The organism is Shewanella sp. MMG014, assembly GCF_018100775.1.
Taxonomy (GTDB): domain Bacteria; phylum Pseudomonadota; class Gammaproteobacteria; order Enterobacterales; family Shewanellaceae; genus Shewanella; species Shewanella japonica.
On sequence record NZ_JAGJDZ010000005.1, the window covers coordinates 307,012 to 332,857 of the forward strand.

The following is a 25,846-nucleotide window of genomic DNA, read 5'->3' on the forward strand; positions in this document are numbered from 1 at the left end:
CAGGCTGTGTGTTTGTCATATATTTACTGTCCCTATATGCCGATGTCTATTCAGTTAACCCTCATAAAAATGACGACTTGCATCAATTGCTCGTATTGACCACTTCTATCAGTTAACGACTCGCTGTTAATAACTACGTTTATAGCCCATGCTAAAGATCAATGCGGCTCAATGTATCGCTATATTTTATGTTCGGACATAAAAAAGCCTGCTTGATGCAGGCTTTTAGTATGAACCAGTTAAGAGGGTTTATTAACTCTTATCTGATGTTTCAGTTTGTGCTTCCGCTTCTGGCGGCTTGTAACCTTTGCGCTCTTTCTTACTGAATATTTTCTCTACCACAACGAAGAATAGTGGAATTAAGAAGATACCAATAAAGGTTGAGCTCATCATGCCACCAAGTACACCTGTACCCAATGCATTCTTACTACCTGAACCTACGCCAGTACTGATAGCAAGTGGCACAACACCTAAACCAAACGCTAACGAAGTCATTAGGATTGGACGTAAACGTACACGCACCGCATGCAGTGTTGCTTCAATCAAGCCAGCACCTTTTTCGTAGAATTCTTTAGCGAATTCTACAATTAAGATCGCATTCTTGGTCGCAAGCCCCACCGTCGTCAATAGACCCACTTGGAAGAACACGTCATTAGGTAAACCACGGCCATTCATCGCAAGTAGTGCACCAATCACACCTAACGGTACGACTAGAATAACCGCAAATGGTACAGACCAACTTTCATATAGCGCTGCAAGTACTAAGAATACAACTAAGATAGATAAGGCATAGAGCGCTGGCGCTTGGTTACCTGATAATCTTTCTTCGTATGATAAACCGTTCCATTCGATACCGAATCCTGGTGGTAATTGCTTCACCATTTCTTCGAAATCTAGCATTGCATCACCTGTACTATAGCCAGGCATTGTCGCACCTTGGATATTGATTGCAGGTAAGCCATTAAAGCGTTGTAGCTGTGGTGAACCAAATTCCCATGTACCTGTTGTAAAGGCAGAGAATGGTACCATTTCACCTTCAGCATTTCGTACATACCACGTGTCTAAGTCGCTTGGTTGCATACGGTATTCAGCTTCACCCTGAACATATACTTTCTTCACACGACCACGGTCAATAAAGTCATTCACATACGACCCACCATAAGCGGTAGCCAGTACGCTGTTGACGTTATCAATATCAACACCTAAAGCACGAATTTTAGCTTGGTCAACATGGATCTCGTACATTGGTGCATCTTCTTGTCCATTAGGACGAACACCAACTAGGTTAGGGTTTTGTGCAGCCATACCTAACAACTGATTACGAGCATCAATCAAGGCTTCATGGCCCATACCACTACGATCTTGCAGGTACATATCGAAACCATTCGAGGTACCTAGCTCAATTACCGCTGGCGGTACAAATGCAAATATGAAGGCTTCTTTAATTTGCATGAAGCGACCCATTGCACGATTTGACAATGATTGAACATCTTGGCCAGGTTCAGTACGGTCAGCCCAATCTTCTAGACCAACGAATGAAATACCCATATTCTGACCAGAACCTGCAAAACTGAAGCCCGCAACACTGAATACAGATTTAACCGTGTCACCTTCTTCATTAAGGTAATAGTCACTCACTTCTTCCAGCACTTTAATGGTGCTTTCTTGTGTTGAGTTAGTCGGCAAAATAGTTTGAGTAAATAAGATACCTTGGTCTTCATCTGGTAAGAATGCCGTTGGCATACGCATGAAAATCCATGCCGTTGCAATCACCAATACAAGATAAACACCCATCATACGAACTGTGCGCTTCAAGATAGCGGCAACACTCGCTTCATAGCGCGATGTTAGCTTGTCAAAGCTGCGGTTAAACCAACCGAAGAAGCCTTTATTCGTGTGAGTATGGCCTTTTGGAATAGGCTTAAGCATGGTCGCACAAAGTGCTGGAGTTAAGATCATCGCAACTAATACAGATAATGCCATCGCTGACACAATCGTGATTGAGAACTGACGATAAATCACACCCGTAGAACCTGACATAAATGCCATTGGAACGAATACAGCAGATAGGGTTAAACCAATACCAATCAATGCGCCGGTAATTTGATCCATCGATTTACGGGTTGCTTCAAGCGGGCTTAATCCCTCTTCGGACATAACCCGTTCAACGTTTTCCACCACAACAATGGCGTCATCTACCAGTAGACCAATCGCCAGTACCATCGCAAACATGGTTAAGGTGTTAATCGAGAAGCCTGTGGCCGATAAAATAGCAAAGGTACCCAGCAGTACCACAGGTACAGCAATTGTCGGAATCAATGTTGCTCTGAAGTTCTGTAGGAACAGATACATAATCAAGAACACTAAGATAACCGCTTCAACTAGCGTATGAACCACACCTTCAATTGATTTCTCAACGAACGGAGTCGTGTCATATGGATAGTAAATTTCTAAGCTATCTGGGAAGTAAGCTTGTAATTCAGCTAATTTTTCACGCACGTTATCAGCAGTTTCAAGTGCGTTAGCACCTGTTGCTAATTGAATACCGATACCTGCAGCAGGTTTACCATTGAAGAAAGACTCCACCGAATAACTTTCAGAGCCTAGCTCAACACGAGCCACATCATTCAAATAAACGTTAGCACCTGAAGAATCAGACTTAAGGATAATCTCACGGAATTGTTCAGGCGTTTGCAAACGACTTTGCGCCGTCACTGTCGCATTCAATTCTTGACCTGCAATTGATGGCGCACCACCTAATTGACCAGCAGAAATCTGCGCATTCTGCTCTTGAATTGCCGCCATAACATCAATACTAGTTAAGTTGTATTGCGTTAGTTTTAACGGGTCAAGCCAGATTCGCATCGCATATTGCGCACCGAAAAGCTGAATCTCACCAACACCAGCAACACGACTTAACGGGTCTTGAATGTTAGCAGCAACATAATCGGCAATATCGGTCTTTTGTAGCGAGTCATCTTCAGATACGAACGCTGCAACCATTAAGAAGCCAGCACTAGACTTAACAACGTTAACCCCTTGCGACTGTACTTCTTGTGGTAACAAAGTCATTGCTGCTTGCAACTTGTTTTGTACCTGAACCTGAGCAATATCTGGATCGGCTTCAGCATTGAAAGTTAAGGTAATAGTCGCATTACCAAAGCTATCACTGCTAGACGAAATATAGCGTAAGTGGTCAATACCTGTCATACGCTGCTCAATAACCTGAGTTACCGTGTCTTCCATGGTTTTTGCTGAAGCACCAGGGTAAAACGCAGTAATCTCAACGGTTGGCGGCGCAATCGTCGGGTACTGTGCGACAGGTAGGTCTTTAATCGCTAAGACCCCTGCCAACATAATTAAGATTGAGATCACCCAAGCAAAAATAGGGCGATCGATAAAGAAACGAGCCATAACGTTACCCTATTTAGTTGCTGGAGTGGCAGATAAAACTTGTGGTGTCACGACTGCGCCAGGACGGATTTTTTGCAAGCCATCAACAATCAGTTTATCACCCGCTTGTAATCCGTCAGTCACACGCCATTGGTGGTTTATGACTTCAGCAGTAGTCACAATGCGTGTCTCTACTTTGTTTTCTGCACCAACTACCATAGCAACAGCTTGGCCTTTGGTGTTTCGTGTCAGCGCTTTTTGAGGAACTAAAATCGCTTTTGGATCTTGCCCTGCATTAAGAATTGCACGTACATACATACCAGGTAATAACACGCCATCTGGATTCGGGAACTCAGCTCGTAGTGTCACAGAGCCTGTTGCTTCATCCACACTCACTTCGGCGAATTGCAATGTACCTGTTTGCTCATAAGTCGACCCATCTTCAAGAATCAACTTCACTTCAGCATTCTCGCTTTGCTGTAGCTTGCCAGCTTTCAACTTGGCCTTTAAACGCAGTAATTGCGCGCTTGATTGAGCAATATCAACATTGATTGGATCAAGCTGCTGAATTTTAGCTAAGGTGTCAGACTGGTTAGCTGTTACCAAAGCGCCTGGAGTTACACTTGATTTACCAATACGACCTGAAATTGGTGCTTTAACTTCAGTGTATTCAAGGTTAATGTTTGCTGTGTTAATTGCCGCTTTAGCTACCGTTACATTGGCAATCGCTTCTTTATAAGCCGCATCTGCTTCATCAAAATCTTGTTTACTAATCGCATTGGTTTGTACCAATGCAGCATAACGATCAGCTGTCGCTTTAGCCGACGCTAAAGACGCATTTGCACTTGCTAAATCAGCTTCTGCGCTAATCAGCGCCGCTTTATATGTTGCTGAATCGATTTGATATAGTGATTGGCCAGCTTCAACGTCCTTACCTTCAACAAAACCACGGTTCGTGATAATGCCAGAGACCTGTGGACGCACTTCAGCTTCCAAAAATGCACGACTACGACCAGGTAACTCAACATGAATAGCTTGAGATTGCTCAGTCACACTCAACACGCCAACTGGAACGGGTGGTGCTTCTTGCGGGGCCTGAGCCTTTTGGGCTTGACCACATGCTGTAATCCATAAAGCCGCAGTGATAACTGAGGCTATTTTCAGTGCTTTATGCATGACTGTTCTTACTCCTAATGACATCATCAGTAACCTTACGCTTCATTACGTAACGATTGCTAAATAGCGATAATCCTAACGTTTTAAATTGACTAAACTTTATGGGCACTGTTATCGCATACCCATGTGAACTCAACAACCACTTAAAATATTATAAATTGTAAACAAATAATAAGTTTTGCGGCTTTGTTTCAAACTTGTTAACAAGGCTGTGCTAACAAAAATTAAACAGCCTTGAATGTTACTATAACGTTACAACTGAATGAGTTAAAAAAACTCCAATATACAACATAACGTTAAAAAAAATGCATATGAAATAGTATTTTATTTGGTTTATTGTAGGTGAAACCAGATATTTTTCTATCTCTTAGTAAAAAATTATTGAGATTGTAAAATCCATTCATCATTCGATAGCATCTCACGCCACCAAGCCTGTGTTTTTTGCGGTGAGGCGACATTAACCGGCTCTCCGAAAACGGGAGTAATCACTGACACATTGGCCTGTTTGCCTAAGTCGCTAATCCACTCTAAAGGTTCAAACCAATCATGTAGCGCCAAGTCAAAGGTGCCATTATGAATTGGCATCAACACACTGCTTTCAAATTCAGAACCATTTAAATCAATATGCGCTTGTAGGCTTTGTTCAGGCATCATGTGGATCTGACTCCACATTTCATTATAGGCGCCAGTTTCAATCATCGTGATATCAAAAGGCCCATAACGTTCTCCAATTTCTTTAAAACCTGAAAAATATCCGCCATCACCACTGAAAAATAGATTGCTGTTAGTACCTTTAATAACCCAACTTGCCCACAACGTTGTATCACGATCACGTAATCCACGACCTGAAAAATGCTGTGCAGGTGTTGCCGCTAAGGTTAACTCTCCAATAGTGAGCTCTTGCCACCAAGAAAGCTGACTGACTTTACTCGGCTCAACACCCCATTCAATTAAATAATCGCCCACCTTTTCGGGCGTGACAAAATGCTCCACTTTATCGCTTAATTCGGTAATGGCTGATTTATCAAGGTGATCATAATGATCATGACTAATGATAACCGCTTTGATTGGCGGTAATTGCTCAATACTGATCGGCGATTGATGAAAACGCTTAGGCCCAGCCCATTGTACTGGCGAAGCACGCTGACTGAATACGGGGTCTAACAGGATATAGTCACCATCAAGACGAATAAGTATCGTTGAATGACCTAGACGAAAGAGCTGATCTTCATTACTAAAGCTTAAACTCGTTGCCGTTATCGGTTGTACAGGTACGTCAACCACAGGAGCAGGGTGTAAACGTTTGGTAGTCATGTAGCTTTTAGCGATATTCCAAATATCACTGAAGCCTGATTGGTATTGAATATCGGTATTTTCAAATTTTACAGCGTCAGTTTTATCAGCTGCAAAAAATGATTTAATTGAAAAAGCCATCACCAATACCCCCACCAAAATCAAAAAATATTTCATTGTAAAACCCAAAAGTAAACTGCACGGTGCAGTTTATTAAAATATGATTGAAAAGTAAACTACCCAGTGTAGAATGTCTCGAGATTTACATTACGAGTAAAAACCATGCCGACTGAAAAAATGACTTTGAGCCAAAAAAAACGTGCTGCCATTATCAACGCAGCCAAAGTGACCTTCACTGAATTTGGTGTTGCAGCAACCAGTATGGACAAGCTGGCCGAAGTTGCCGGCGTGTCTAAGCGCACGGTTTACAATCACTTTGCCACGAAAGAAGCGATTGTTATGAACTTAATAGCTGATCTATGGGACCGCTCTTTCAAACATAATGTTGCAGAATACCAAAGCAATACACCTTTGCTTGAGCAGTTATCGGAAGTGGTATTTAAAGAAATCAATTTTATCAGTAGCCATGAATACATAGAGCTGACACGTATGGCTATTGGGCATTTTTTCTATACACCAGAGTCCATGAACCAAGAGTTTCAACGTGTTAAAAAGCAAGAAAGCGCCACAATGCGCTGGATAAGAGCAGCCATGGCCGACAAAAAGATTTCAGTCACTAATGAGGAATTGGCGCTACAGCAAATACATAGCTTGATTAAAGGGAGTTGTTTTTGGCCTCAAGTCATGCAATTTGCTGACAGACTTAACCATAATGAGCAGCAAGAAATAGCCAATGAAGTCGCCAAGATGTTTTTGTGTCGCTATCAAAACGTATCAACTTAGCCCGTCGTTAGACGCGATTGTCACCCACACCTAATGAAATGATACGGCTGATTTGAGCTTGGCTTAAGCCAGACTCTTGTTGCCAATGGTTAAACGCAGCTTGCGCCTGTCTTAGCGCAGTTTGCGAGGTAAACCCTGCATCAACGACCTTGTTGGCTTTTAAATAAGATTGCACATCATTGGTCAATAAAAAGGTATCTTTACCAACCGTGCGCAAAAAATAAGGCCCAGTATTACCACCCAAGCGACTGCCTTTTTTCTTCAGCACTTGCCAAAGCCCAGTAATGTCATCTTCTGGCCAGTTAGCAATAAACTCAGCAAAGCTGCCATGCTCTGCTGCCAATTGCTGCACCATATAAGCATTATCAACAATGGATTGGGTTTTCTTTTGATGACGGATAAGCGTGGCATCTGTGGCACGCTCTTGAATTTGATCAGGAGACAACATTAACACTTTAAAAGGCACAAAGTTAAAAAAAGCTTCTTCATAAGCAGGCCATTTATTCTCAACCACTCGCCAAACAAAGCCACTTTGAAACACTTGCTTGCTCATTGCAGATAACAATTGGGCATCGGTAAATTGCCCAATCTCATCAGCATCTAATGTTTGCGGCATTAATAAGCCTAGCGCTTTAGCACCACCTTTACGTTCGGCTGCGCGGTCAAAAATATCGCTAAACTTCTCTAATGTGGCCACTTGGGTTACCTACTCAATACATTATTATCTTTGGATATAATAACGTTTACGAAGCTAAACTCAATTTAGGAGCAAGATTTTGGTCTTTCTTAACTTGTAAAAATTCTTTCCACTTAACCAGCTCCGGAGGCATAGCGGGTGTCGGCCCTTCATAGCCCGCAGCAGCAACTAAATCAGTAATCGGAACTTGTTTACCCTTACAAATAAACACGCCACGCACATGCATGATGCAATGTAAGCCTCTTGCGGTAACAAAGCGTTGTTCAATATAAAAATATTTCTCATCCCACCCAACAATCCGAGTTTCGATTTCAAATTTTTCCATCGGTTTGATATCACGGAAAAAAGTAAACTCTGATGCATTCACAATAGGCAGCCATTTCAGCTTCAGAAATTTCTGCATTAGGCCCATTTCTGCAATCATATGAGTACGAGCAAGATCCATAAACGCAGGATAACGAGAGTTGGTTAAATGCATATTGATGTCGCAATCTAGCGGCAATGCACGGTAACTAATACGGCTGGTATCTAAAAAACCAATTTTTTTAGCTTGGCGATTACGCCACAACATCAACCAAATGAGACGAAAATATAAATTCATATACTGCTTACTCCTTATGAACACATCAGGCTAACAGAGGTCATACCAGCTATCAAGTCCACTCACTAAATTAACAAATCATTAAATAGAACAACTTATACGAAAATGTCTCCGCCAAAGTTCAGCCACCTTGATGATAAAAATATTTATGAACTCTGAGTGCCTTATCACTTTTTAAATCCAAACTTTTGGCTTACCATGACGGCGCTGTTTAGCACATAGGGTGTTAAGCAGATTATTTTAATTCTCAGGGCGGGGCGAAATTCCCCACCGGCGGTGATGTTAACTTACCTTTATGTAATATTAACTAAGCCCGCGAGCGCTCGATTCGTCGAGGTCAGCAGATTTGGTGATGTAGATGTAATGTCTACGATTCCAAAGCCGACGGTTATAGTCCGGATGAGAGAGAATAGAAATACGCCAGTGAGCATTGTGCTTGCTGGTGTATTTCGGTTGGCGTAAAAACCCTCTTTAAAGCCCTGATTCTGGTATTTTTTAGGAGTTAACCATGAATCAGCTATCACTACTTTCGCCATTTGGCGATCCTATCGAACGTGTCGAAAAAGCCTTATCTGCTTTACGAGAAGGTAACGGCGTATTATTGCTAGATGATGAAGATCGCGAAAATGAAGGCGATATTATTTATTCAGCAGAGCACCTCACCAGTCAACAAATGGCATTGATGATCCGTGAATGCAGCGGCATTGTGTGTTTATGTTTAACTGATGAGCAAGCCAACAAGCTAGAACTGCCGCCAATGGTGGCGGATAACAATAGCGCTAATCAAACGGCTTTTACCGTATCCATTGAAGCTAAAGAAGGCGTGACCACGGGCGTTTCAGCTCAAGACCGCGTGACAACAGTTAAAACTGCCACGGCAGCTGACGCTAAAGCATCTGATTTGGCTCGCCCAGGACATGTGTTCCCACTTCGTGCACGTGCTGGCGGCGTTATGTCACGTCGCGGTCACACTGAAGGTACGGTAGATTTAATGCAAATGGCAGGGCTACAACCAGCTGGCGTACTATGCGAAGTCACTAACGAAGATGGCACTATGGCAAAAGCCCCTGAAATAGTCGCCTTCGGCCTTAAGCATAATATGCCAGTACTGACGATTGAAGATATGGTGATGTATCGTCAGCAATATGAATTGAAACTGGCGTAAGCTTATATCGATAGTATATCGACAATAAAGCGACTGTTATCAGTCGCTTTTTTATAATCTAAATCTGAGTTCAACCCTGCATTACAAATCAATATATAACTGAGTCAGTAATGTTTTGACTTGCTCATCATCATTTTCAAACTGAATACCAACATTCACTTTGCCATGCTCAAACCGGCTATTGCACACCTTGGCAGAAATATAAATATCTTCGTTATTGGTATTACGAATGGTAACTGTGATGTCTTTTTGGCTCACTTTCACTTTAGGGTTGTCAGCTTTAAAGACGAAACCGCAACCTTTTATAGAAATATCAGAAATAATACCTCTTAGCTGAGAACCATGAGCGGTGTCGTTTTCACCTTTGGCTTGAATCATTGCAGGCAAATGGGTGGTATAACGTTGATGGGTGCGTAACTGACGGTTTTCTATCTGCTTAGGGTACGACAGAAAAATAAACTTTTCTGGAATTTTAGTGATATTGCGAATAATCGATTTAAATGCATAACATTCGCCTTGCTGCCCTTCTAGCAAGTAACGTACAACCACACCATTACCTTCAACGAACACATCTTTATAATTGTTCATTTGCTGCGGAGCAGGATGTTTTAAAATGATATATTTACCCAATTCATAGCCTACCAAAGTGGCTTTAATTCTGAATTTGACTGGGAAATCAATTTGTAAATCTACGGTTCTGCCCGGAGTTAAGGTGAAGAATACTGGCTCTTCTGGAGATGCTTGCTCTGTCAAAGTACGAGTCCGTTCAATTTATGCTATCGATAACATAGTAATGTAACTTTACTGAATTAATAAGTTCATCAGCAAAATTAATTGACCTAAGTAGCATAAAGACAAAAAAGGCACCCTTGAGGTGCCTTTTATCATTTAATTTTTGCGGTGCCTAAACAATCACTTATAACTGTGTGCTTGTTTATTTCTCACAAGATTACGCATTAATGCCTGAATGACGTAATAGCGCATCAGTATTTGGCTCACGCCCCATAAAGCGCACAAATAAGGTCATAGGCTCTTCACTGCCCCCCATTTCAAGGATGTTGTTAAGGAAACTTTTGCCTGTTTCTGGGTTAAAGATCCCTTCATCTTCGAAACGAGAAAATGCATCTGCTGATAACACTTCTGCCCATTTATAGCTGTAGTAACCAGCTGCATAGCCACCAGCAAAAATGTGTGCAAAACCATGTTGGAAACGGTTAAAAGCAGGTGGTACATTCACAGCAACTTGGCTACGAACTTCATCTAAGATACCTTGAATATCAGCGCCTTTCTCAGCATCAAACTCATGATGCATTCTAAAATCAAACAACGAAAACTCTAACTGACGAAGCATCATCATGCCTGACTGGAAATTCTTAGCCGCTAGCATCTTGTCTAATAAGGCTTTAGGCAAAGGCTCGCCCGTTTCAAAATGACCCGAGATCTCAGCTAATGCCTCTTCTTGCCAGCACCAGTTTTCCATAAATTGACTTGGTAACTCTACGGCATCCCAAGGCACACCGTTAATCCCAGCAACACCACCGACTTCAATTTTAGTCAACATGTGGTGAATACCATGGCCAAATTCATGGAATAGGGTTGTCACTTCATCATGAGTAAAGAGCGCTGGTTTGCCATCAACTGGACCATTGAAGTTACAGGTTAAGTAGGCAACTGGCTTTTGCAGACCATTGCTTGTTACACGGCGGCCACGGCAATCATCCATCCATGCCCCACCTCGTTTACCCGTGCGTGCATATAAATCTAAGTAGAAGCTACCACGATGCACGTTATCCGCATCATAAATATGGAAGAAACGCACATCATCATGCCACTTATCAAAACCATGTTGCTCTTCAATGGTTAAACCAAATAAGCGTGACACAGTGTAGAACAAACCTGATAAGACCTTGTCTTCTGGGAAGTATGGACGTAATAACTCTTGTGACATTTCATACTTATGCTGTTGTAGCTTTTCAGCATAAAAACTCAAGTCCCACGACGCCATCTCTGTCACGTCAAACTCTGCTTTAGCAAAGGCTTTAAGCTCTGCTAGCTCGGCTTTACCTTGCTCTTTTGAACGCAAGGCTAATTCATTTAAAAACGATAATACTTGGCTAGGATCATTCGCCATTTTAGTTGCTAAAGATTTATCAGCATAGCTATCAAAACCTAGTAGGTTAGCAAGCTCATGACGCAGCGCTAGGATTTCGTCCATGTTAGCACTGTTATCAAACTCGCCCGCATTCGGGCCTTGATCTGACGCTCGAGTGACAAATGCACGGTAGCACTCTTCACGTAGCTCACGGTTTTCACTGTAGGTCATCACGGGTAAGTAAGATGGGAAATCTAGCGTAAATAACCAACCTTGTTTTTCTTGCGCTTCAGCCATCGCCTTGGCCGCTGCAATCGCAGAGTCTGGTAAGCCTGCTAGCTCAGTTTCATCAGTAATCAATTTAGTCCACGCTTGTGTGGCATCTAATAACTGATTAGAAAAACTGCTAGTCAGTTCAGAAAGGCGTTTAACAATTTCGCCATATCGGATTTTTTGCTGTTCATCGAGTCCAATGCCCGACAACTCAAAATCACGAAGGCTTTGAGTTAATAATGTTTTTTGTGCCGTAGACAGCGTATCAAACGCCGCCGACTCTTGAATGGATTTGTAGGCTTGATACAAGCCTTGGTGCTGGCCAACAAACGTACCGTATTCAGACAATAACGGCAGACAAGCATCATGAGCTTCACGCCATTCATCAGTGCTGGTCACAGAATTCATGTGTGATACAGGCGACCAAATTTTACTGAGCTGATCGTCCACTTCTTCTAATGGCTCAATTAAGTTTTCCCATGAATATGTGCTGTTTTCAGCTAAGACTTCATCAATTTTACTGCGACATTGAGCAATAGCATGTTCTACAGCTGGTTGAATGTGCTCCGCTTTAATTTTCGAAAACTGCGGAAGCTCGCTCTGCTCGAGTAAAGGATTATCTAGCAATGTATTGCTCATAGGTGATTCCTCGGGGAAATAGGGTAATTGTGGCCTTTACCCATTAATAAGGGCAACAAGCTTTAAATTCAAGTCTATAGCAGTTTTGAGCTCACCGATTTGGTATTGTCTATACACTAAACACGTATATTAAAATAAGCTTAAAAAATGTGAGTAAACACCCAGATTTTTTTACGCAAACTTTACACTGAAGATATTGACAACTCGATCGCAAATCTAACTCGTTATCATTTCCCAAAAATGTTTTTCAGGTATTCTTCTTTATTGAATATATGACTTTGAGAAAGGTTGTCGAAATGCGAACTAAATTATCCCCTTTATTAGTGACAACGCTAAGCCTGATATCAACATACCTAACCACATCGTTTCATGCCCATGCCGAAGACCTTAGTTTTGGCATTGCTTTAGGTTGGGATTCAAAATACATCTCGGAAGGGCGCAACAACCTAGAAAGTGGTGGCATATATTCTGGTGCTGCTGCAGTATCAACAGGTGATTTAACAGCATATGCAGCTGTAATCAGAGGCGATTCAACGCATTACATTGAATATAATTGGGGGCTTGAGTATGAGCTTCACCTCCATGACAATCTAGAAACCATTATAGGTTATCAACGTCTTGAGTTTTACGGCGATGAACGCGCTAACGACAACGAGTTGTTTGCTGAGATGACTTATACCGCCGTTGAATGGTTAGTCCCTTCTGTTGCTTATACCTATTCAACGCAAGCTGGCGGCTACTTTGTTGAAGTGAGCCTTCATAGCCCTTGGCAACTCAGCGAGCGATTTACTGTCACGCCATATATTACCCAAGGATTTGATTTTCAATATGCAACTGAAGAGCATAATGGGGCAAACCATTTCCAAATGGGAATTGAAGCCAATTATGAAATTTCAGATAACCTTGCTCTTAGTGCTCAATTCAGCCATGTCATCGCTATGGATGATATTAAACAAGAGGCCAAAGCCGAAGGTTATACAGGGAGTTTAGACGAAAGCTTTGGCGGCATTTACTTAACTTGGCACTTTTAATTATCAGTAATACCTAAAGTGCCTGACACTTAGCTCAGACTAAAACATCTCTGTGTTTGGCAAATCCCCCTATTCCCTTCTAAGCTAAATGAGTCGTACCACACGATGTGGTACTCGTTTAACTAAAGCAAAGGAATGCTGATGAAACACACTCAGGGATCATATCGCCTATTATGCTATTGGTTTATCCGCCAATTTCCCCATCATATTCATATACTGGTTACCCCTTTTATTATCACTGTATTGCTATTGTTTAGTCTTCAAACGCAAGCAAGTGATTTAACCCAGCTGCGTCAATCAAAAAATATCAATCAACAAAACCCCACAAATGCGCTTCCCATTGGCAGCGTGCTAGACAGCCAAGGTCAACCCATCGCCATACCACAGTCACAAAGTGCGCTTGAATATGCTGCAGATGAAATGCAGTTAGATAGAGCGGACACCATAAAAATGTCATCAAACCCAGTTTCAATGCGCGATGCCTCTGCTGCCAAGGCTTCTCCCAAGATGGTGGTTGCCAACGACCCGAGCTGCCGCTGGTTGGCTAATCGCATCAAACAATTATCAACACAACTCAAGCACAATAAAGATGCCAGCTATTTGCAAACTGAATTATCCCATCGACAAGATGAGTGGCAATGTATGGACTGCCAAGGTTCAGGCCCAGCTCAAGGCCAACAGGCTGAATGTCAATATCGCCGATAAACCTAGTACTTGGTCATACTGAGTGAGCGTACTTGAATTAATAATGCGTTACTTTCTCAAGTTTAAGCACCATTGATTGAGCGTTTGCAGGTACAGTGTCAGCTTTTCGCTGCAATAAATTAGCCGACTTTACGGTCTTAGAAACTAGCTTGTGATGACATTCCCCCCTACAATGGCTGCAATAAAAATTGTCAAACTCACATAAACGCTTAATAAAAGTCAGGTTGCCGTATTAGCAATCTGATTCAAGTATCAATAATAGAGAGGGTTAACATGGCTCAACATTATGACTATATCTGCCTTGGTGCAGGTAGTGGTGGTATCGCTTCAGGTAATCGCGCGGCAATGCGTGGCGCAAAAGTTTTAGTTATTGAAGCAAAACATGTTGGCGGAACATGCGTCAACGTGGGTTGTGTACCGAAAAAAGTCATGTGGTATGGCGCTCATGTTGCTGAATCCATGCATTTATACGCCAAAGATTACGGTTTTGACGTTACAGTGAACGACTTTAATTGGAATACGTTAGTCGATAACCGTGAAGCCTATATTGGCCGTATTCATGAGGCATATGGCCGCGGATTTGCCAGTAATAATGTCACCCTATTGAACGGTTACGGTAAGTTTGTTGACGGTAATACCATTGAAGTCAATGGCGAGCATTACACGGCTGATCATATCCTTATCGCCACTGGTGGTGCGCCAACTATTCCAAATATTCCTGGCGCTGAATACGGTATTGATTCAGATGGCTTCTTTGCATTACGTGAGCAACCTAAACGTGTTGCTGTTGTGGGTGCAGGCTACATTGCCGTTGAGCTTGCTGGCGTATTACATGCACTCGGTAGCGAAACCCATTTATTAGTACGTAAACATGCTCCACTACGTAATTTTGATCCTATTTTGACCGACACGCTTGTAGAAGCGATGGCGACAGATGGCCCAACCCTGCACACTCACAGCATTCCAAAAGCTGTGGTTAAAAATGCAGATGACAGCCTAACCCTTGAACTTGAAAATGGTGAAAGCATCACTGTTGATAGCTTAATTTGGGCTATTGGGCGCTCTCCTTCTACAGGAAACATTGGCCTTGAAAACACTGATGTGAAACTGAATGACAAAGGCTACGTGGTCACTGATGAGCAACAAAATACGACAGCAAAAGGTATTTATTGTGTCGGTGACATCATGGAAGGCGGTGTTGAATTAACACCAGTTGCCGTTAAAGCGGGTCGCTTATTATCAGAGCGTTTATTTGGTAATATGCCAAACGCTAAAATGGACTACAGTGTTATTCCAACTGTTGTTTTCAGTCACCCACCAATTGGTACTATGGGGTTAACTGAACCAGAAGCTGTTGAACAGTTCGGCGAAGACAACATTAAAGTGTATACCTCTGGTTTTACTTCAATGTACACCGCTATTACAGCTCACCGACAAGCGTGTAAAATGAAGCTGATTTGCGCAGGTGAAAATGAAGTGGTTGTTGGTATTCACGGCATTGGTTTTGGTATGGATGAAATCCTCCAAGGCTTTGGTGTTGCCATGAAAATGGGCGCAACAAAAGCAGACTTTGATGCAGTTGTAGCAATTCACCCAACTGGCGCAGAAGAGTTTGTAACTATGCGCTAAGCACTGAATCATTTGACGGATTCAATTCATCAAAAGGCGAGAATAATTTCTCGCCTTTTTTGTGCCTAATTTCCACAGAACTCACTGAATTGCTTTACCTAAAAAAGCTAAGCCGTTGTGACTCAAACCGCAGTTTTATAGACAAAGTCACTATTCACGATATCTATTCACGGTTCTTGATATACAAGCAGTGCTATTTGGCCGCACATTTTTTATAATCGACAAATACGTTTAACACATATTGTTTAAACAGAAATACGCTCTTTAAGGATATTGCATGACCCAAGCTAACGAATTGACCTACATGAGTTTGACTCAGGTTGCAGAGTACTTGTCGCTCGATGAAGACTCGGTCAGCTCAATGGCCAATGAGCGTATTTTACCTGCCACAAAAGCCACGGGGAAATGGCTATTTCCCAAAATACTGGTAGATCGATGGCTGATGGAATCTTGTCATAGCGGAATGCTATCTGATCGAATGCACATCACGGGCAGCGACGATCCACTACTGTCTATGTTGGTTGCTAAGACCATGTCACAGGTAGGTACCACTGAACTCATTAGCTATAGTTCAACAGGTTCAGGCTTAGGGTTAGATGTATTATCTCAAGGGTATGCTGATATCTGTGCATTGCATTGGGGAAGCCTTGAAGACGATAGCCTGAGTTATCATGAATTATTAACCAGTTACCCAAATCATAAACAATGGTTGTTGGTGCATGGCTATAACCGCAAACAAGGGTTAATGATGCGCTCAGAGACGTTTGAGCAATACGAAGCATTAGCAAACGCTGCCACCAATACCTCATTTAAATCATGGCGTTGGGTCGCTCGTCAAGCAGGGTCTGGTAGCCAACAACACCTAGAGCAATGGTTGTTAAAACAAGGTTTTAACTTCAAATACCTTAACTCTACCTTGGTGGCGCAAAGCGAACGGGAATTAGCAGGTTATATCGCACGACATAATGCCGATATCGGTTTTGGTTGCCAATCTGTAGCGCTTGAAAGCGGATTAAGCTTTGTGCCGATTTTAACGGAATCCTTTGATTTAGTGATGCCACAGGGCATTTACTTTAGACGCCAATTGCAGCAGTTGCTAGATTTACTGCAACAACCTGAATCCATCAGACTAGCTGCCACGTTAGGCGGATACGACCTCACCAATACAGGCAAATTATTGTGGAACGGCCAAGAGTAACTTGCTGCTTGGCTATGTAAGACTTCTACTAATCAATGCACAACGCAAACAGCAAAATTAAAAAGAGATGGCTAACTCATCCTGTGTTAGCCATCTTATTAGTCGTTACTTATCTTTAATTAGATGAGTTTAATCTGGCTTGAATCGCTAACTTCACTTCCTCTTGTTCGAGTAGCAACTCTTGTTCTTCTTTGCTGCGCATCAAATCATTAAATGATGTTCTGGCTTCTTGCGCCAGTGTTGAAGCTGCAAGTTTAGACTCTTTGGCTTTTGCCGCATCAGCGGTTAATTGTTGTAGTTGCTCGATAATATCATCGGGTGCATTGCCTAATTCTACACTCGACTCACCACGTGATAATGCTTCTCGACGTAACTGCTTTTTCAGCAACCATATTGCCTCATTAGCTTCTCGTTCGGCATTGGCAGCATCAATAGCATTGTCACGTAACAATTCAAAGCGTGCTAAGGCTTGGCCTTCTTTACTCCAAGGATCAACATCGGGTAAATCAGAAATATTAATCACAGGATCGACATAGTCATCTTGATGGCTTAAATCCAATGACGCGGCTTTAACACCTGAAATCATCAACATCACAGCAATAACGAGGAGCGGTAAACCACCAACAATTGCGGCGGTTTGCAAGGTAGCTAAGCCCCCCATAAACATCAAAGCAGAAGGCATAAAGGATAATGTAAACGCCCAAAATAATCGGTTCCAACGCATCGGATCTTCGGTCACATTGGTTTGTACTACTGAGGCTAAAATGTAGGAAATCGAATCGAACGTTGTCGCAGTAAAAATGATGCACAACAAAGTAAAGACTGCGATGACCACAGTGCTAAATGGCAGCTGTTCTAAAATAGCGAAAATGGCCCTAGTTGCCCCTTCGCTATTCAACAGGGCGACTACATCAAGTTGTCCAGATAACTGCAAAGACAAGCCATAGTTACCCAATATAATGAAGTACATTGAGCAACCCAAAGAGCCAAAAAAAACTGCTCCGGTGATCATTTGCTTAATGGTTCTGCCACGAGAAATTCGGGCAATAAACAAGCCCATACTCGGCGCAAATACCAGCCACCAAGCCCAATAAAAAATTGTCCAATCTTGTGGGAAGTGAGTATCTTCAAAGGTACCAAGGCCACCAAACGGCTCAGCCCATGTTGCCATAACAAAAAAGTTAGATAGCATTCGGCCAATGGAGTCTAGACCGGTTTCCAGCATAAAAATTGTTGGGCCACAAACCAATACAAAGACTAACAAGCCTAATGCGCCCCAAAAGTTAATATTACTGAGAATTTTGATGCCTTTATCCATGCCCATATAAGCTGAATAGGCAAAAATAGCCGTACACAACATCAACACACAAATTTGACTACCCGTTGTTGCAGGGATGCCAAACAAATAACTAATGCCTTCGTTAATTAATGGCGCAGCTAAACCTAATGTTGTCGCTGCACCACCTAATAAACCAAAAATAAACAATACATCAATCACTTTACCAAGCTTACCAAAGCTATTGGCTTCACCAATTACAGGCATTAATGCAGCTGACACCTTTAATACTGGCTGCTTGCGCACATAGAAAAAATACGCAATTGGAATAGCTGGGATCATATAAATACACCAAGCGATAGGTCCCCAATGGAACAAGCCATAAGTTGCAGCCCAGCGAATTGCCTCTTCACTTCCCGCCGCTAATTGAAAAGGTGGGTTCTGGTAGTAATAGGCCCACTCAATGGTGCCCCAATACAAAATGCTTGCGCCAATACCACCACAAAACAGCATGGCTGCCCATGAGGCTAACCCAAACTCAGGTGACTCATCAGGGTCTCCTAGTTTAATCTGACCTATATCTGAAAAAACGATATAAATCATAAAGAAAAAAGCAGCAATACCTAGACCTAAATAGGCAAAGCCCAGTTTATCTGTCATAAATGTTTTAGCGATAGCAACCCACTGTGCCCCTTCAACTGGGAAAATAAGTAAAGGGATAACCACAGCAAAAAGTAATATCAACGCACCGAAAAAAGTCGGTTTATCAATAAGTTCGAAGTGTTTGTTCATTTTATTTGTCCGAAACAATAAAACTGATTAAGAGAGTCCACACCACAAGTGCTTCCCCGTGCTGCGAGACAGCCAGGTTGGTTTACTGTTTGAAGAGTTGGAATACTGTGCGTGAACCGTTTTCTATAAAACGCCAGGTCGTTTAATGTTTGTGACATTAACGGCAACACAGGCACGCTAAAATAATGTTAATCACGTAAACTGTCGACTAACTTATATTAACAATCGATTCATATTGTGAGCGAGATCTCACCAAGGTTTAAGGGTAACCATGTGCTGATTTAGCACGGTTATTTCCTGTACAACAACCTACAAGATTTTGGCTGGCATTTGGTTATCTAGCAGGTAAAGAGAGTCATAGATTAACTAATCAATAGCACAATAAACTCAACATATTGAGAATAATAAAGCCCGATAAACTCACCACAAATTGCGGGGCTTACCGGGCTTATTGTGTCATCAGCGATGGATTACTTTGCCGAATCACCAATGTGCTTTTCTAAGAAAGCTAAAATCGCTTTGTTGGCCTCTAGAATATTTTCTTCATTATAAAAACCGTGTCCTTCTTTATCTTTAACTAACCATTCATAGGGATGGCCTTTTTCATCTAACGCCTCTTTAAGTGCTAACGCATGCTCAAAGTGAGCACGTTGATCATCCTCACCATGAATAATAAGTACTGGCGCGTTAAGTTTATCGACATTACGACTTGGAGACTGGGCAATAAGTTCAGCAGGGTTAGTACCGAGAGTTTTATTCAGGTAAGACCCTCCCCAAGTTAATGTCTTAATATCCCCTTCATCAAACATCATAGGTAGGTCATAAACCCCTACGTAGCCAATTGCGCACTGATACATATCCGGCTCTCGGATTGCACTTTGTAAAGCGCTATAACCACCAAAACTCGCACCAAAGATGCATACACGATTTTTATCGGTCACACCGGTTTGAATAGCGTAATTTAATGCCTGAGTTATATCATCTTGAATACCCGTTCCCCACTCGCCGTAGCCAGCTTCCATAAAGTGTTTTCCGTAACCATCTGAGCCTCGAAAGTTCACTTTAATGACAGCATAACCGGCGTTTGCGAGCATTTGAGCTTGGGGATCGAATCGCCAATAATCTCGAAGATGCGGGCCTCCATGAGGCAATACCACCGTGGGTAAATTTTGTTTTTTACCGATAGGAAGGGTTAGGTAACCGTTTAGCACTAAACCATCAGAAGATTTAATTCGAAAAGGTTCCGTTTCAGCTTGCTGCTCTTTTTTAATCCATTGTTTGCTCGACAATAAATAACGTGCACTCATTGTGTCTGTATCGAATATATAAAATGAGCCGGGATTGCGGTCACTAGAAACACGCACCACCATTTGCTTACCGTCTTTTGTTTTACTGGTAATTTCGACACTGTCGCCATTGAACGCTTGAATTAATGCTTTATGGAGTTTGGCTTCTTGGGTGTCAGGTTTGATAAAGATATAGCTAGAATAATCTTCATCTACTCTCAAACCATACACTTCGTTTAAATCAGAGCTAATAGCATAGGTAGGATCTGCAATATCACTGCGGTACAAAAACGTTTCTTTTTGAGTATCTAAATCGTAGCGATACAGGCCTTTCGGTTTATTTTCTTCAGTTTTTAATGCGTAAACTGACTTATTATCACTACTAAAAGTCAGCGGAGTAAACTCACCGTCAAACTTTGTATTAAACACTTGCCAATCTTCTCCTTTACCCTCTGAGTAGTACATTTTAGTGTCATGGTTTTTATCTACTCCCACAACAAACCTAGGCACACTATCATTATCAACTAAAAACTGACTGTAAGAGATTGGCGCACGTTTAACTTTACGCTCCTTGCCTGTATAGACATTAAGTCTAGTCACTTCAGGCAGCACATCGCCATTTCGACTTAGCAAACGTTTGGTAATTAAGACGTGCTTGTTATCACCTTCAAGTTTATCCAATAAAAAACCACCGTATCCCGACAGCACAATACCTGGTTGAGATCGGATACCGAAAATCATTTTACGCTTACTGCCGTCATAATTAACGGCAAAGATTTCACCTAAATTAATCGGTAATTCTAATCTGCCACGGCTCTGTACCACTTGAACGATGACACGTTCATTATTGACCCAGTAATATTCTGCAGGTTGATCCCGACCACTGGAATTGAGCGCAAAAGTAACTTCAAAGTTGTCGGTGCGTAAAAAGGCAAGTCTCTTTCGACCTTCATCATTCATTAAAACAGCTAAATGCTTGCCGTCAGGGGATATTTTTACATTGTAGTAATCACTATGGCGTGAATAATCTTCGACAGAAGCGGCGAGACAAATATTTGAAATACACAATAGCATTCCCCATATCATCAATTTGATGTACATCATGGAAACTCCTTTAATCCATCTCAAAGAGACAGCTTTATCCTTAAAACCTTGAAGCGATATGGCACAAGAAGTAGATGAAATAACATTGAGGTAATGCGATATTCCCTAACTCCTTGGGATCATACTTCCTAAACATAGATAGTCATGTTTCAATTAATTTTGCAGCGATACCCACATTGATTCAATAGATTAGCGGCTATTTGGCATATTTAACCGACAAAACAACATCTCTCACTAGGCTAGGTTGACTCAATAGTTAATCACACTGGCTGAGTCATGACGGAATTTCCCCTGTTAATCACTGAATGCAAAAAGTGACGTCCAAATATTGAGGGGGAGTGGCAATGTTCATCGTTAAAAATTTGTAGTAAAATTGTGTCTGAGGACGACCTCAACCTGTTGAGCACCACAATCAATCACATCGAATTGATGAATTTGGCAAACAGGCTTCCATCCGGGGACGGCCCCTTCTGACTAACTTCCAGATAGGAGCCCATATGAGAATCTCTCATTACTTTTGCGTTATTGTTACCAGCCTCATTTTTTGCATATCCCCCGCAGCCTCTGCGAATGAAAGCCATATGGGCTTACATGGTATGACTCTATTTGGCGGAAAAGATGGCTTATTTGCCTCACATTTGCCTATGTATCACCATCCCCACAATGTACAAATGGTCATGCAATTTCACTTTGCCGATCCTGAAACTGATCATGCAATAAAACAGCAGCTTGAAGCAATGGCGACAGCACCAGAGCAGCTTTGGACTATTGTACCCAAGCCTTTTGACTTAATGCGTCTCAGCCCTCTGGCAACCGACCCACTCGAACAACTGCAAGTTGATGTTGTAAAAGGTCACTTTGAGCGAGGAGGCATTAACCAGTTTTCTCAACAATCACTCATCATTGATCGCATCATTATGTTCACCGAATTAAGCATGAAGGCAGGGCAAGATAAGGCGCCAAATGCACAATACCGAGTCATTACACCAACTGAAAATAGCCCAAATCAGTTCTTAGTTAAGGTCATTGAAAATCGTCCTGAAGCCGACCACTTGCTGCGAGTGATTCAACATGATTTCATTAAAACGACTCAAATAACCGTGCCACTCAAAGGTAAACTGCATCCTAGTCCAAAGGATTTAGCGGATCAGCTATCAATTCCCCTCGAGCACATCATTGAAATCTATCTAGAAACTGGCGAGTTACAGTAATGGTTTCACTGTCGCTGGCAATCATTCAGCACCATCAGGCTGAAGGACCAGGGCGCATTTCTGACTGGTGCAAACTGTCGGGACATAAGATCACCCGCTTCATGGCGCCCGATGGTTGCTTGCCCGATCTAAACCAATTTGATGGCATCATCATTTTGGGCGGCCCTATGGATGTAGAAGATAACCCAAGATGGATGCAAAAAGAGCGCTCTTTGATTCACTCGGCGATTGAAATCAACAAACCGCTAATCGGTATTTGTTTAGGCTCGCAACTATTAGCATCGGTATTAGGTGCTAAGATTTACCCACTTAAACAGGCTGAATTAGGTTGGTATGATCTCAGAGTTAATGCCAACGTAAGCTCAGCAAGTCTAGCGAAAAAAAATTTGATTAATTTAGCCGTACCTCAATGGCATTATTTTGGGTTTAACTTTGATAGTCACTTAGCTCCGCTAACCCATAAATCGGTTGAGATAAAAGCCTACTCATCATTGTGCCCTCAGCAGGTGTTTCGGCATCAACAGCAATATGGCATTCAATTTCATCCCGAATGGGACGCTGTGCAACTGGCTTATTTACAACAAGCATTTAGTGAGCAGTGCCCAGAAGATTTATATGCTAAATCACGTATGAACGAACAGACACAGTTACAACACTGGTTTTTTAACTTGTTAGATACTGTGTTTCGTTCTGCAATAACGAGCGATGACTAAGGGTAGTAACGCTAATCGGGACAATACAGCGATAAGCTGTTAATGAAAAAGGCGGTAACTGACTGTTACCGCCTTGTCGATACAAACAATGAATTCAATGCTGCAAGCTAACAATGATCAACTTTACAGTATCACTTCACTCCTATGTTATGTGTGGCGCTATGAAGCTGGACTTGAAGCTACAGTGTTATTTACCACCTCAGATTCTGCGCCATTCAATGGCATAGCCGTTTGAATATTAGCTTGTTTAATCGCTGCACGGGTTTGATCGGTCAAACTATTCTCGCCATTTAATAAATCGGTTAACGTGCCAGTGTCGCCATTCACTAACCCCAGCTCCTGTAACATGGCATCGACTACTGGCGCATTCGCACGATAGTTTAATGCTGCCGCTGTGATTTGTTCGGCTACGCCACCAGATTGTCCCTGCATGACTTGGTTACCATTTGCGGTTGCAGCGCCAGCGCCGTGGTAACCTTGTAAGATCTTAATGCCTTCAATGTTTTCTAGTGGTTTGACTGCATTAGCAACCACTTCTGGTAACGCTTGCAGTACAGCCAAGGATTTTTGCAGCTGAATTTGCTCATCTTTCAGAGTATTTTCTGCTTCATACAAAGCTTGTTTACCTGCCGCTTCAACTGCAAAGACTTTTTCATCCGCTTCGGCTTTTAGCTTTTTAGCATCAGCATCAGCGCGAGCTTCAGTTAATATGGCTGTTGCCTTATCTTCAGCCGCTTGCTTATCTGCAGCGGCTTGCACAGTAATCCCAACGGCTTCACGTTCTGCTTCTTTTTTCGCATCAATGACTTCAATTTCTTTTTGACGATTTGCCATTGCCACTTGCTTGGCTGTGATTACGGCCTCTTCTTTTTCAACTTTACCCTTTTCAACATCTGCGGCTTTAGCACGTGCAGCTGACTCTTCTTCTGATTTTTCTGCTACCGCAATCTGCTTATCTTGTTCAGCGACTTCAATATCACGCTGCTGTTGAATACGAGCTTGCTCAAGGGCTTTTCTTTTAGCAATTTCACGGGTTTCAATGTCTTTTGATTTTTCAATTTCTGCCGCTTCAATCGCTTGCTCTTTCGCAATCTCAGCTTCGCGCTCTTCTCGCTGTTTATTTTCACGCGTTTTAGCAATTTCCGCTTTTTGCTCTGCACGTTTAAATGCCAAAATTTGCTCTTGGCTTAAACGAGCTTCTTCCTCTTCTTTTTGAATCTCTAAAGATTGACGCTCTGCCTCTAAATTCCGACGCTCAATTTTAACGCGGTTTTCTTGTTCAATATCATTGGTTTCTTTACGCTTTTCTTCAATGATTTTTGCAAGACGTGCACGACCTTCAGCATCAAATGCGTTATTTTCATTAAAAAATTGTAGGTCTGTTTGGTCAAAGCCAGTTAATGAAACAGACTCAAGTTCGAGCCCGTTTTTCTCTAAATCATTGGCCACATTTTGCTGAACCTTTTGGACAAAGTCAGCACGCTGCTCATGCATTTCAGTCATGGTCATTTCAGCAGCCACAGCACGAAGTACATCAACAAATTTTGATTCCATTAACACTTTAAGTTCTTCAACGCGCATGGTACGTGTACCCAAAGTTTGCGCAGCCATCGAGATGCCTTCTTGGCTTGGTGCCACACGAAGGTAAAAATCCGCTTTAACATCGACACGCATTCTATCTTTGGTGATCAGCGCATCTTTTTGTGTTTTCTCAACTTCGATGCGTAATGTGTTCATATTGACCGGAATAGTTTCGTGCAACACAGGTAAACACACTGTGCCACCATCTTTAACGACTTTCTCCCCACCTAAACCAGTTCGGACAAATGCAATTTCCTTAGTGGCTCTAATATAGAGTTTGGCAAATATTAACCCTATGGTGATAAACGCCAACATTGCCACGCCAGACATTATTAAAATAAAGGTGGTATTTGACCCTGCAGATAATTCAATCCCTTCCATTTTCTTTCCTTGTATTACTACTATAAAAATCTTGGTTCCATGAATAAACGGCTAAATACTTTCGAGTTTTGCTGCTATCCAAATATTATTTTTTTTATTCAGCAACACGACTTGGTCATGCTGGTTAAAACTTTCTTCTGCAAACTCTGGCGCGACCATCACGTAATGTTTCTGCGCATGTTGATCCACCAGCACCGCCTCTGCAGGGCTGTTTACTCTGGCAGTGCCCACGGTAATTTTGGCCAATAAACCACTAAAACTAGTATTAGAAACGGCATGGGATTCATTTTTGGGGAGGATTTTTGCCAAAGGTCTACCAATGATGGATGTGCTGAGCAGACTCAGTACAAATACAATTGGAGCACTAATCATTGGGGAAAGTAGATTACTAGCGTATTGATAACTAATAAAATTTAAACTGTAGCCAATGAGTGCAAAACAAGTAAGCAATAACACTAGCCAGATTAATAACGGTAACTTATTCAGGCACAGCCAACCAACTAATGGAGTCAGCCCAGTATTAGCCACATTAAGGTCGGCATCGACATCAAGTTCAACAGGAGAAAGGTGGTCGATCAGATTTGAAATGCTAAAGCCTATCACTAAGCCAACACCTTCTAACAGTGCAAGCATCAACACCATCGTCATCGCAATCGCAAATGGGGTATTGGCGTTTATGAGTAAAAAATCGAGCATGACTGTATTCC

General features: G+C 42.1%; 19 protein-coding genes and 1 riboswitch. Of the genes, 8 read left to right on the top strand and 11 right to left on the bottom strand.

Annotated elements, in window-relative coordinates:
- Window positions 1–252 precede the first annotated feature (252 nt).
- The 3 genes from J8L86_RS10650 to J8L86_RS10660 form a co-directional block, all read right to left on the bottom strand.
- Window positions 253–3,414, bottom strand: coding sequence for an efflux RND transporter permease subunit (locus J8L86_RS10650; RefSeq protein WP_065110246.1), 3,162 nt, complete (start codon window positions 3,412–3,414; stop codon window positions 253–255).
- 9 nt (window positions 3,415–3,423) lie between these two features.
- Complete coding sequence (locus J8L86_RS10655; protein ID WP_055026394.1) at window positions 3,424–4,569, bottom strand: efflux RND transporter periplasmic adaptor subunit; 1,146 nt, start codon at window positions 4,567–4,569, stop codon at window positions 3,424–3,426.
- A gap of 378 nt (window positions 4,570–4,947) precedes the next feature.
- A complete protein-coding gene (locus tag J8L86_RS10660) occupies window positions 4,948–6,039 on the bottom strand; it encodes an MBL fold metallo-hydrolase (RefSeq protein ID WP_055026395.1) in 1,092 nt (363 codons plus the stop codon).
- Between the two features lie 105 nt (window positions 6,040–6,144).
- Here J8L86_RS10660 and J8L86_RS10665 point away from each other — a divergent pair, with 105 nt between their 5' ends.
- Complete coding sequence (locus tag J8L86_RS10665; RefSeq protein ID WP_211030201.1) at window positions 6,145–6,765, top strand: TetR/AcrR family transcriptional regulator; 621 nt, start codon at window positions 6,145–6,147, stop codon at window positions 6,763–6,765.
- Between the two features lie 7 nt (window positions 6,766–6,772).
- On the opposite strand, the gene J8L86_RS10670 is transcribed toward J8L86_RS10665, so the two are convergent.
- Window positions 6,773–7,462 (bottom strand): DNA-3-methyladenine glycosylase I, encoded by a 690-nt coding sequence (locus J8L86_RS10670; protein WP_211030203.1) that lies wholly within the window; start codon window positions 7,460–7,462, stop codon window positions 6,773–6,775.
- Between the two features lie 46 nt (window positions 7,463–7,508).
- Window positions 7,509–8,063, bottom strand: coding sequence for a thioesterase family protein (locus J8L86_RS10675; protein WP_055026398.1), 555 nt, complete (start codon window positions 8,061–8,063; stop codon window positions 7,509–7,511).
- 239 nt (window positions 8,064–8,302) lie between these two features.
- A riboswitch (FMN riboswitch) is annotated at window positions 8,303–8,478 on the top strand.
- Window positions 8,479–8,571: 93 nt separating this feature from the next.
- Here J8L86_RS10675 and ribB point away from each other — a divergent pair.
- The gene (ribB, locus tag J8L86_RS10680; protein ID WP_055026400.1) at window positions 8,572–9,228 is read left to right on the top strand and encodes a 3,4-dihydroxy-2-butanone-4-phosphate synthase; all 657 of its coding nucleotides are present in this window, start codon (window positions 8,572–8,574) and stop codon (window positions 9,226–9,228) included.
- Between the two features lie 81 nt (window positions 9,229–9,309).
- On the opposite strand, the gene J8L86_RS10685 is transcribed toward ribB, so the two are convergent.
- Together J8L86_RS10685 and prlC are read right to left on the bottom strand one after the other, a co-directional pair.
- Window positions 9,310–9,981 (bottom strand): flagellar brake protein, encoded by a 672-nt coding sequence (locus tag J8L86_RS10685; RefSeq protein WP_082972452.1) that lies wholly within the window; start codon window positions 9,979–9,981, stop codon window positions 9,310–9,312.
- A 196-nt stretch (window positions 9,982–10,177) separates the two neighbouring features.
- Window positions 10,178–12,232, bottom strand: coding sequence for an oligopeptidase A (prlC, locus tag J8L86_RS10690; RefSeq protein ID WP_211030205.1), 2,055 nt, complete (start codon window positions 12,230–12,232; stop codon window positions 10,178–10,180).
- A gap of 296 nt (window positions 12,233–12,528) precedes the next feature.
- Here prlC and J8L86_RS10695 point away from each other — a divergent pair, with 296 nt between their 5' ends.
- From J8L86_RS10695 to J8L86_RS10710, 4 genes are all read left to right on the top strand, one after another.
- Window positions 12,529–13,263, top strand: a complete 735-nt coding sequence (locus J8L86_RS10695; protein WP_211030207.1) for a hypothetical protein — start codon at window positions 12,529–12,531, stop codon at window positions 13,261–13,263.
- A gap of 141 nt (window positions 13,264–13,404) precedes the next feature.
- A complete protein-coding gene (locus J8L86_RS10700) occupies window positions 13,405–13,968 on the top strand; it encodes a hypothetical protein (protein ID WP_211030208.1) in 564 nt (187 codons plus the stop codon).
- Window positions 13,969–14,241: 273 nt separating this feature from the next.
- On the top strand, window positions 14,242–15,597 hold the full coding sequence (gene gorA / locus J8L86_RS10705) for a glutathione-disulfide reductase (RefSeq protein WP_080914544.1): 1,356 nt from the start codon (window positions 14,242–14,244) through the stop codon (window positions 15,595–15,597).
- 277 nt (window positions 15,598–15,874) lie between these two features.
- Complete coding sequence (locus J8L86_RS10710) at window positions 15,875–16,795, top strand: helix-turn-helix transcriptional regulator (protein WP_065110277.1); 921 nt, start codon at window positions 15,875–15,877, stop codon at window positions 16,793–16,795.
- A gap of 115 nt (window positions 16,796–16,910) precedes the next feature.
- Here the strand turns inward: J8L86_RS10710 and J8L86_RS10715 are convergent, their stop codons facing one another.
- On the bottom strand, window positions 16,911–18,863 hold the full coding sequence (locus tag J8L86_RS10715) for a BCCT family transporter (RefSeq protein WP_065110278.1): 1,953 nt from the start codon (window positions 18,861–18,863) through the stop codon (window positions 16,911–16,913).
- 470 nt (window positions 18,864–19,333) lie between these two features.
- Complete coding sequence (locus tag J8L86_RS10720; protein WP_231919217.1) at window positions 19,334–21,253, bottom strand: S9 family peptidase; 1,920 nt, start codon at window positions 21,251–21,253, stop codon at window positions 19,334–19,336.
- Between the two features lie 497 nt (window positions 21,254–21,750).
- On the opposite strand from J8L86_RS10720, the gene J8L86_RS10725 reads away from it, so the two are divergent.
- Together J8L86_RS10725 and J8L86_RS10730 are read left to right on the top strand one after the other, a co-directional pair.
- Complete coding sequence (locus J8L86_RS10725) at window positions 21,751–22,464, top strand: hypothetical protein (protein ID WP_211030211.1); 714 nt, start codon at window positions 21,751–21,753, stop codon at window positions 22,462–22,464.
- Window positions 22,464–23,177: a type 1 glutamine amidotransferase gene (locus tag J8L86_RS10730; RefSeq protein ID WP_211030212.1), complete on the top strand. Its 714-nt coding sequence runs from the start codon at window positions 22,464–22,466 to the stop codon at window positions 23,175–23,177. The genes J8L86_RS10725 and J8L86_RS10730 overlap by 1 nt, the downstream gene beginning before the upstream one ends.
- A 159-nt stretch (window positions 23,178–23,336) precedes the next feature.
- Here the strand turns inward: J8L86_RS10730 and J8L86_RS10735 are convergent, their stop codons facing one another.
- Together J8L86_RS10735 and J8L86_RS10740 are read right to left on the bottom strand one after the other, a co-directional pair.
- Complete coding sequence (locus J8L86_RS10735; RefSeq protein ID WP_119968080.1) at window positions 23,337–25,139, bottom strand: flotillin domain-containing protein; 1,803 nt, start codon at window positions 25,137–25,139, stop codon at window positions 23,337–23,339.
- A gap of 51 nt (window positions 25,140–25,190) precedes the next feature.
- Complete coding sequence (locus J8L86_RS10740; RefSeq protein WP_065110282.1) at window positions 25,191–25,835, bottom strand: YqiJ family protein; 645 nt, start codon at window positions 25,833–25,835, stop codon at window positions 25,191–25,193.
- Window positions 25,836–25,846: the final 11 nt, after the last annotated feature.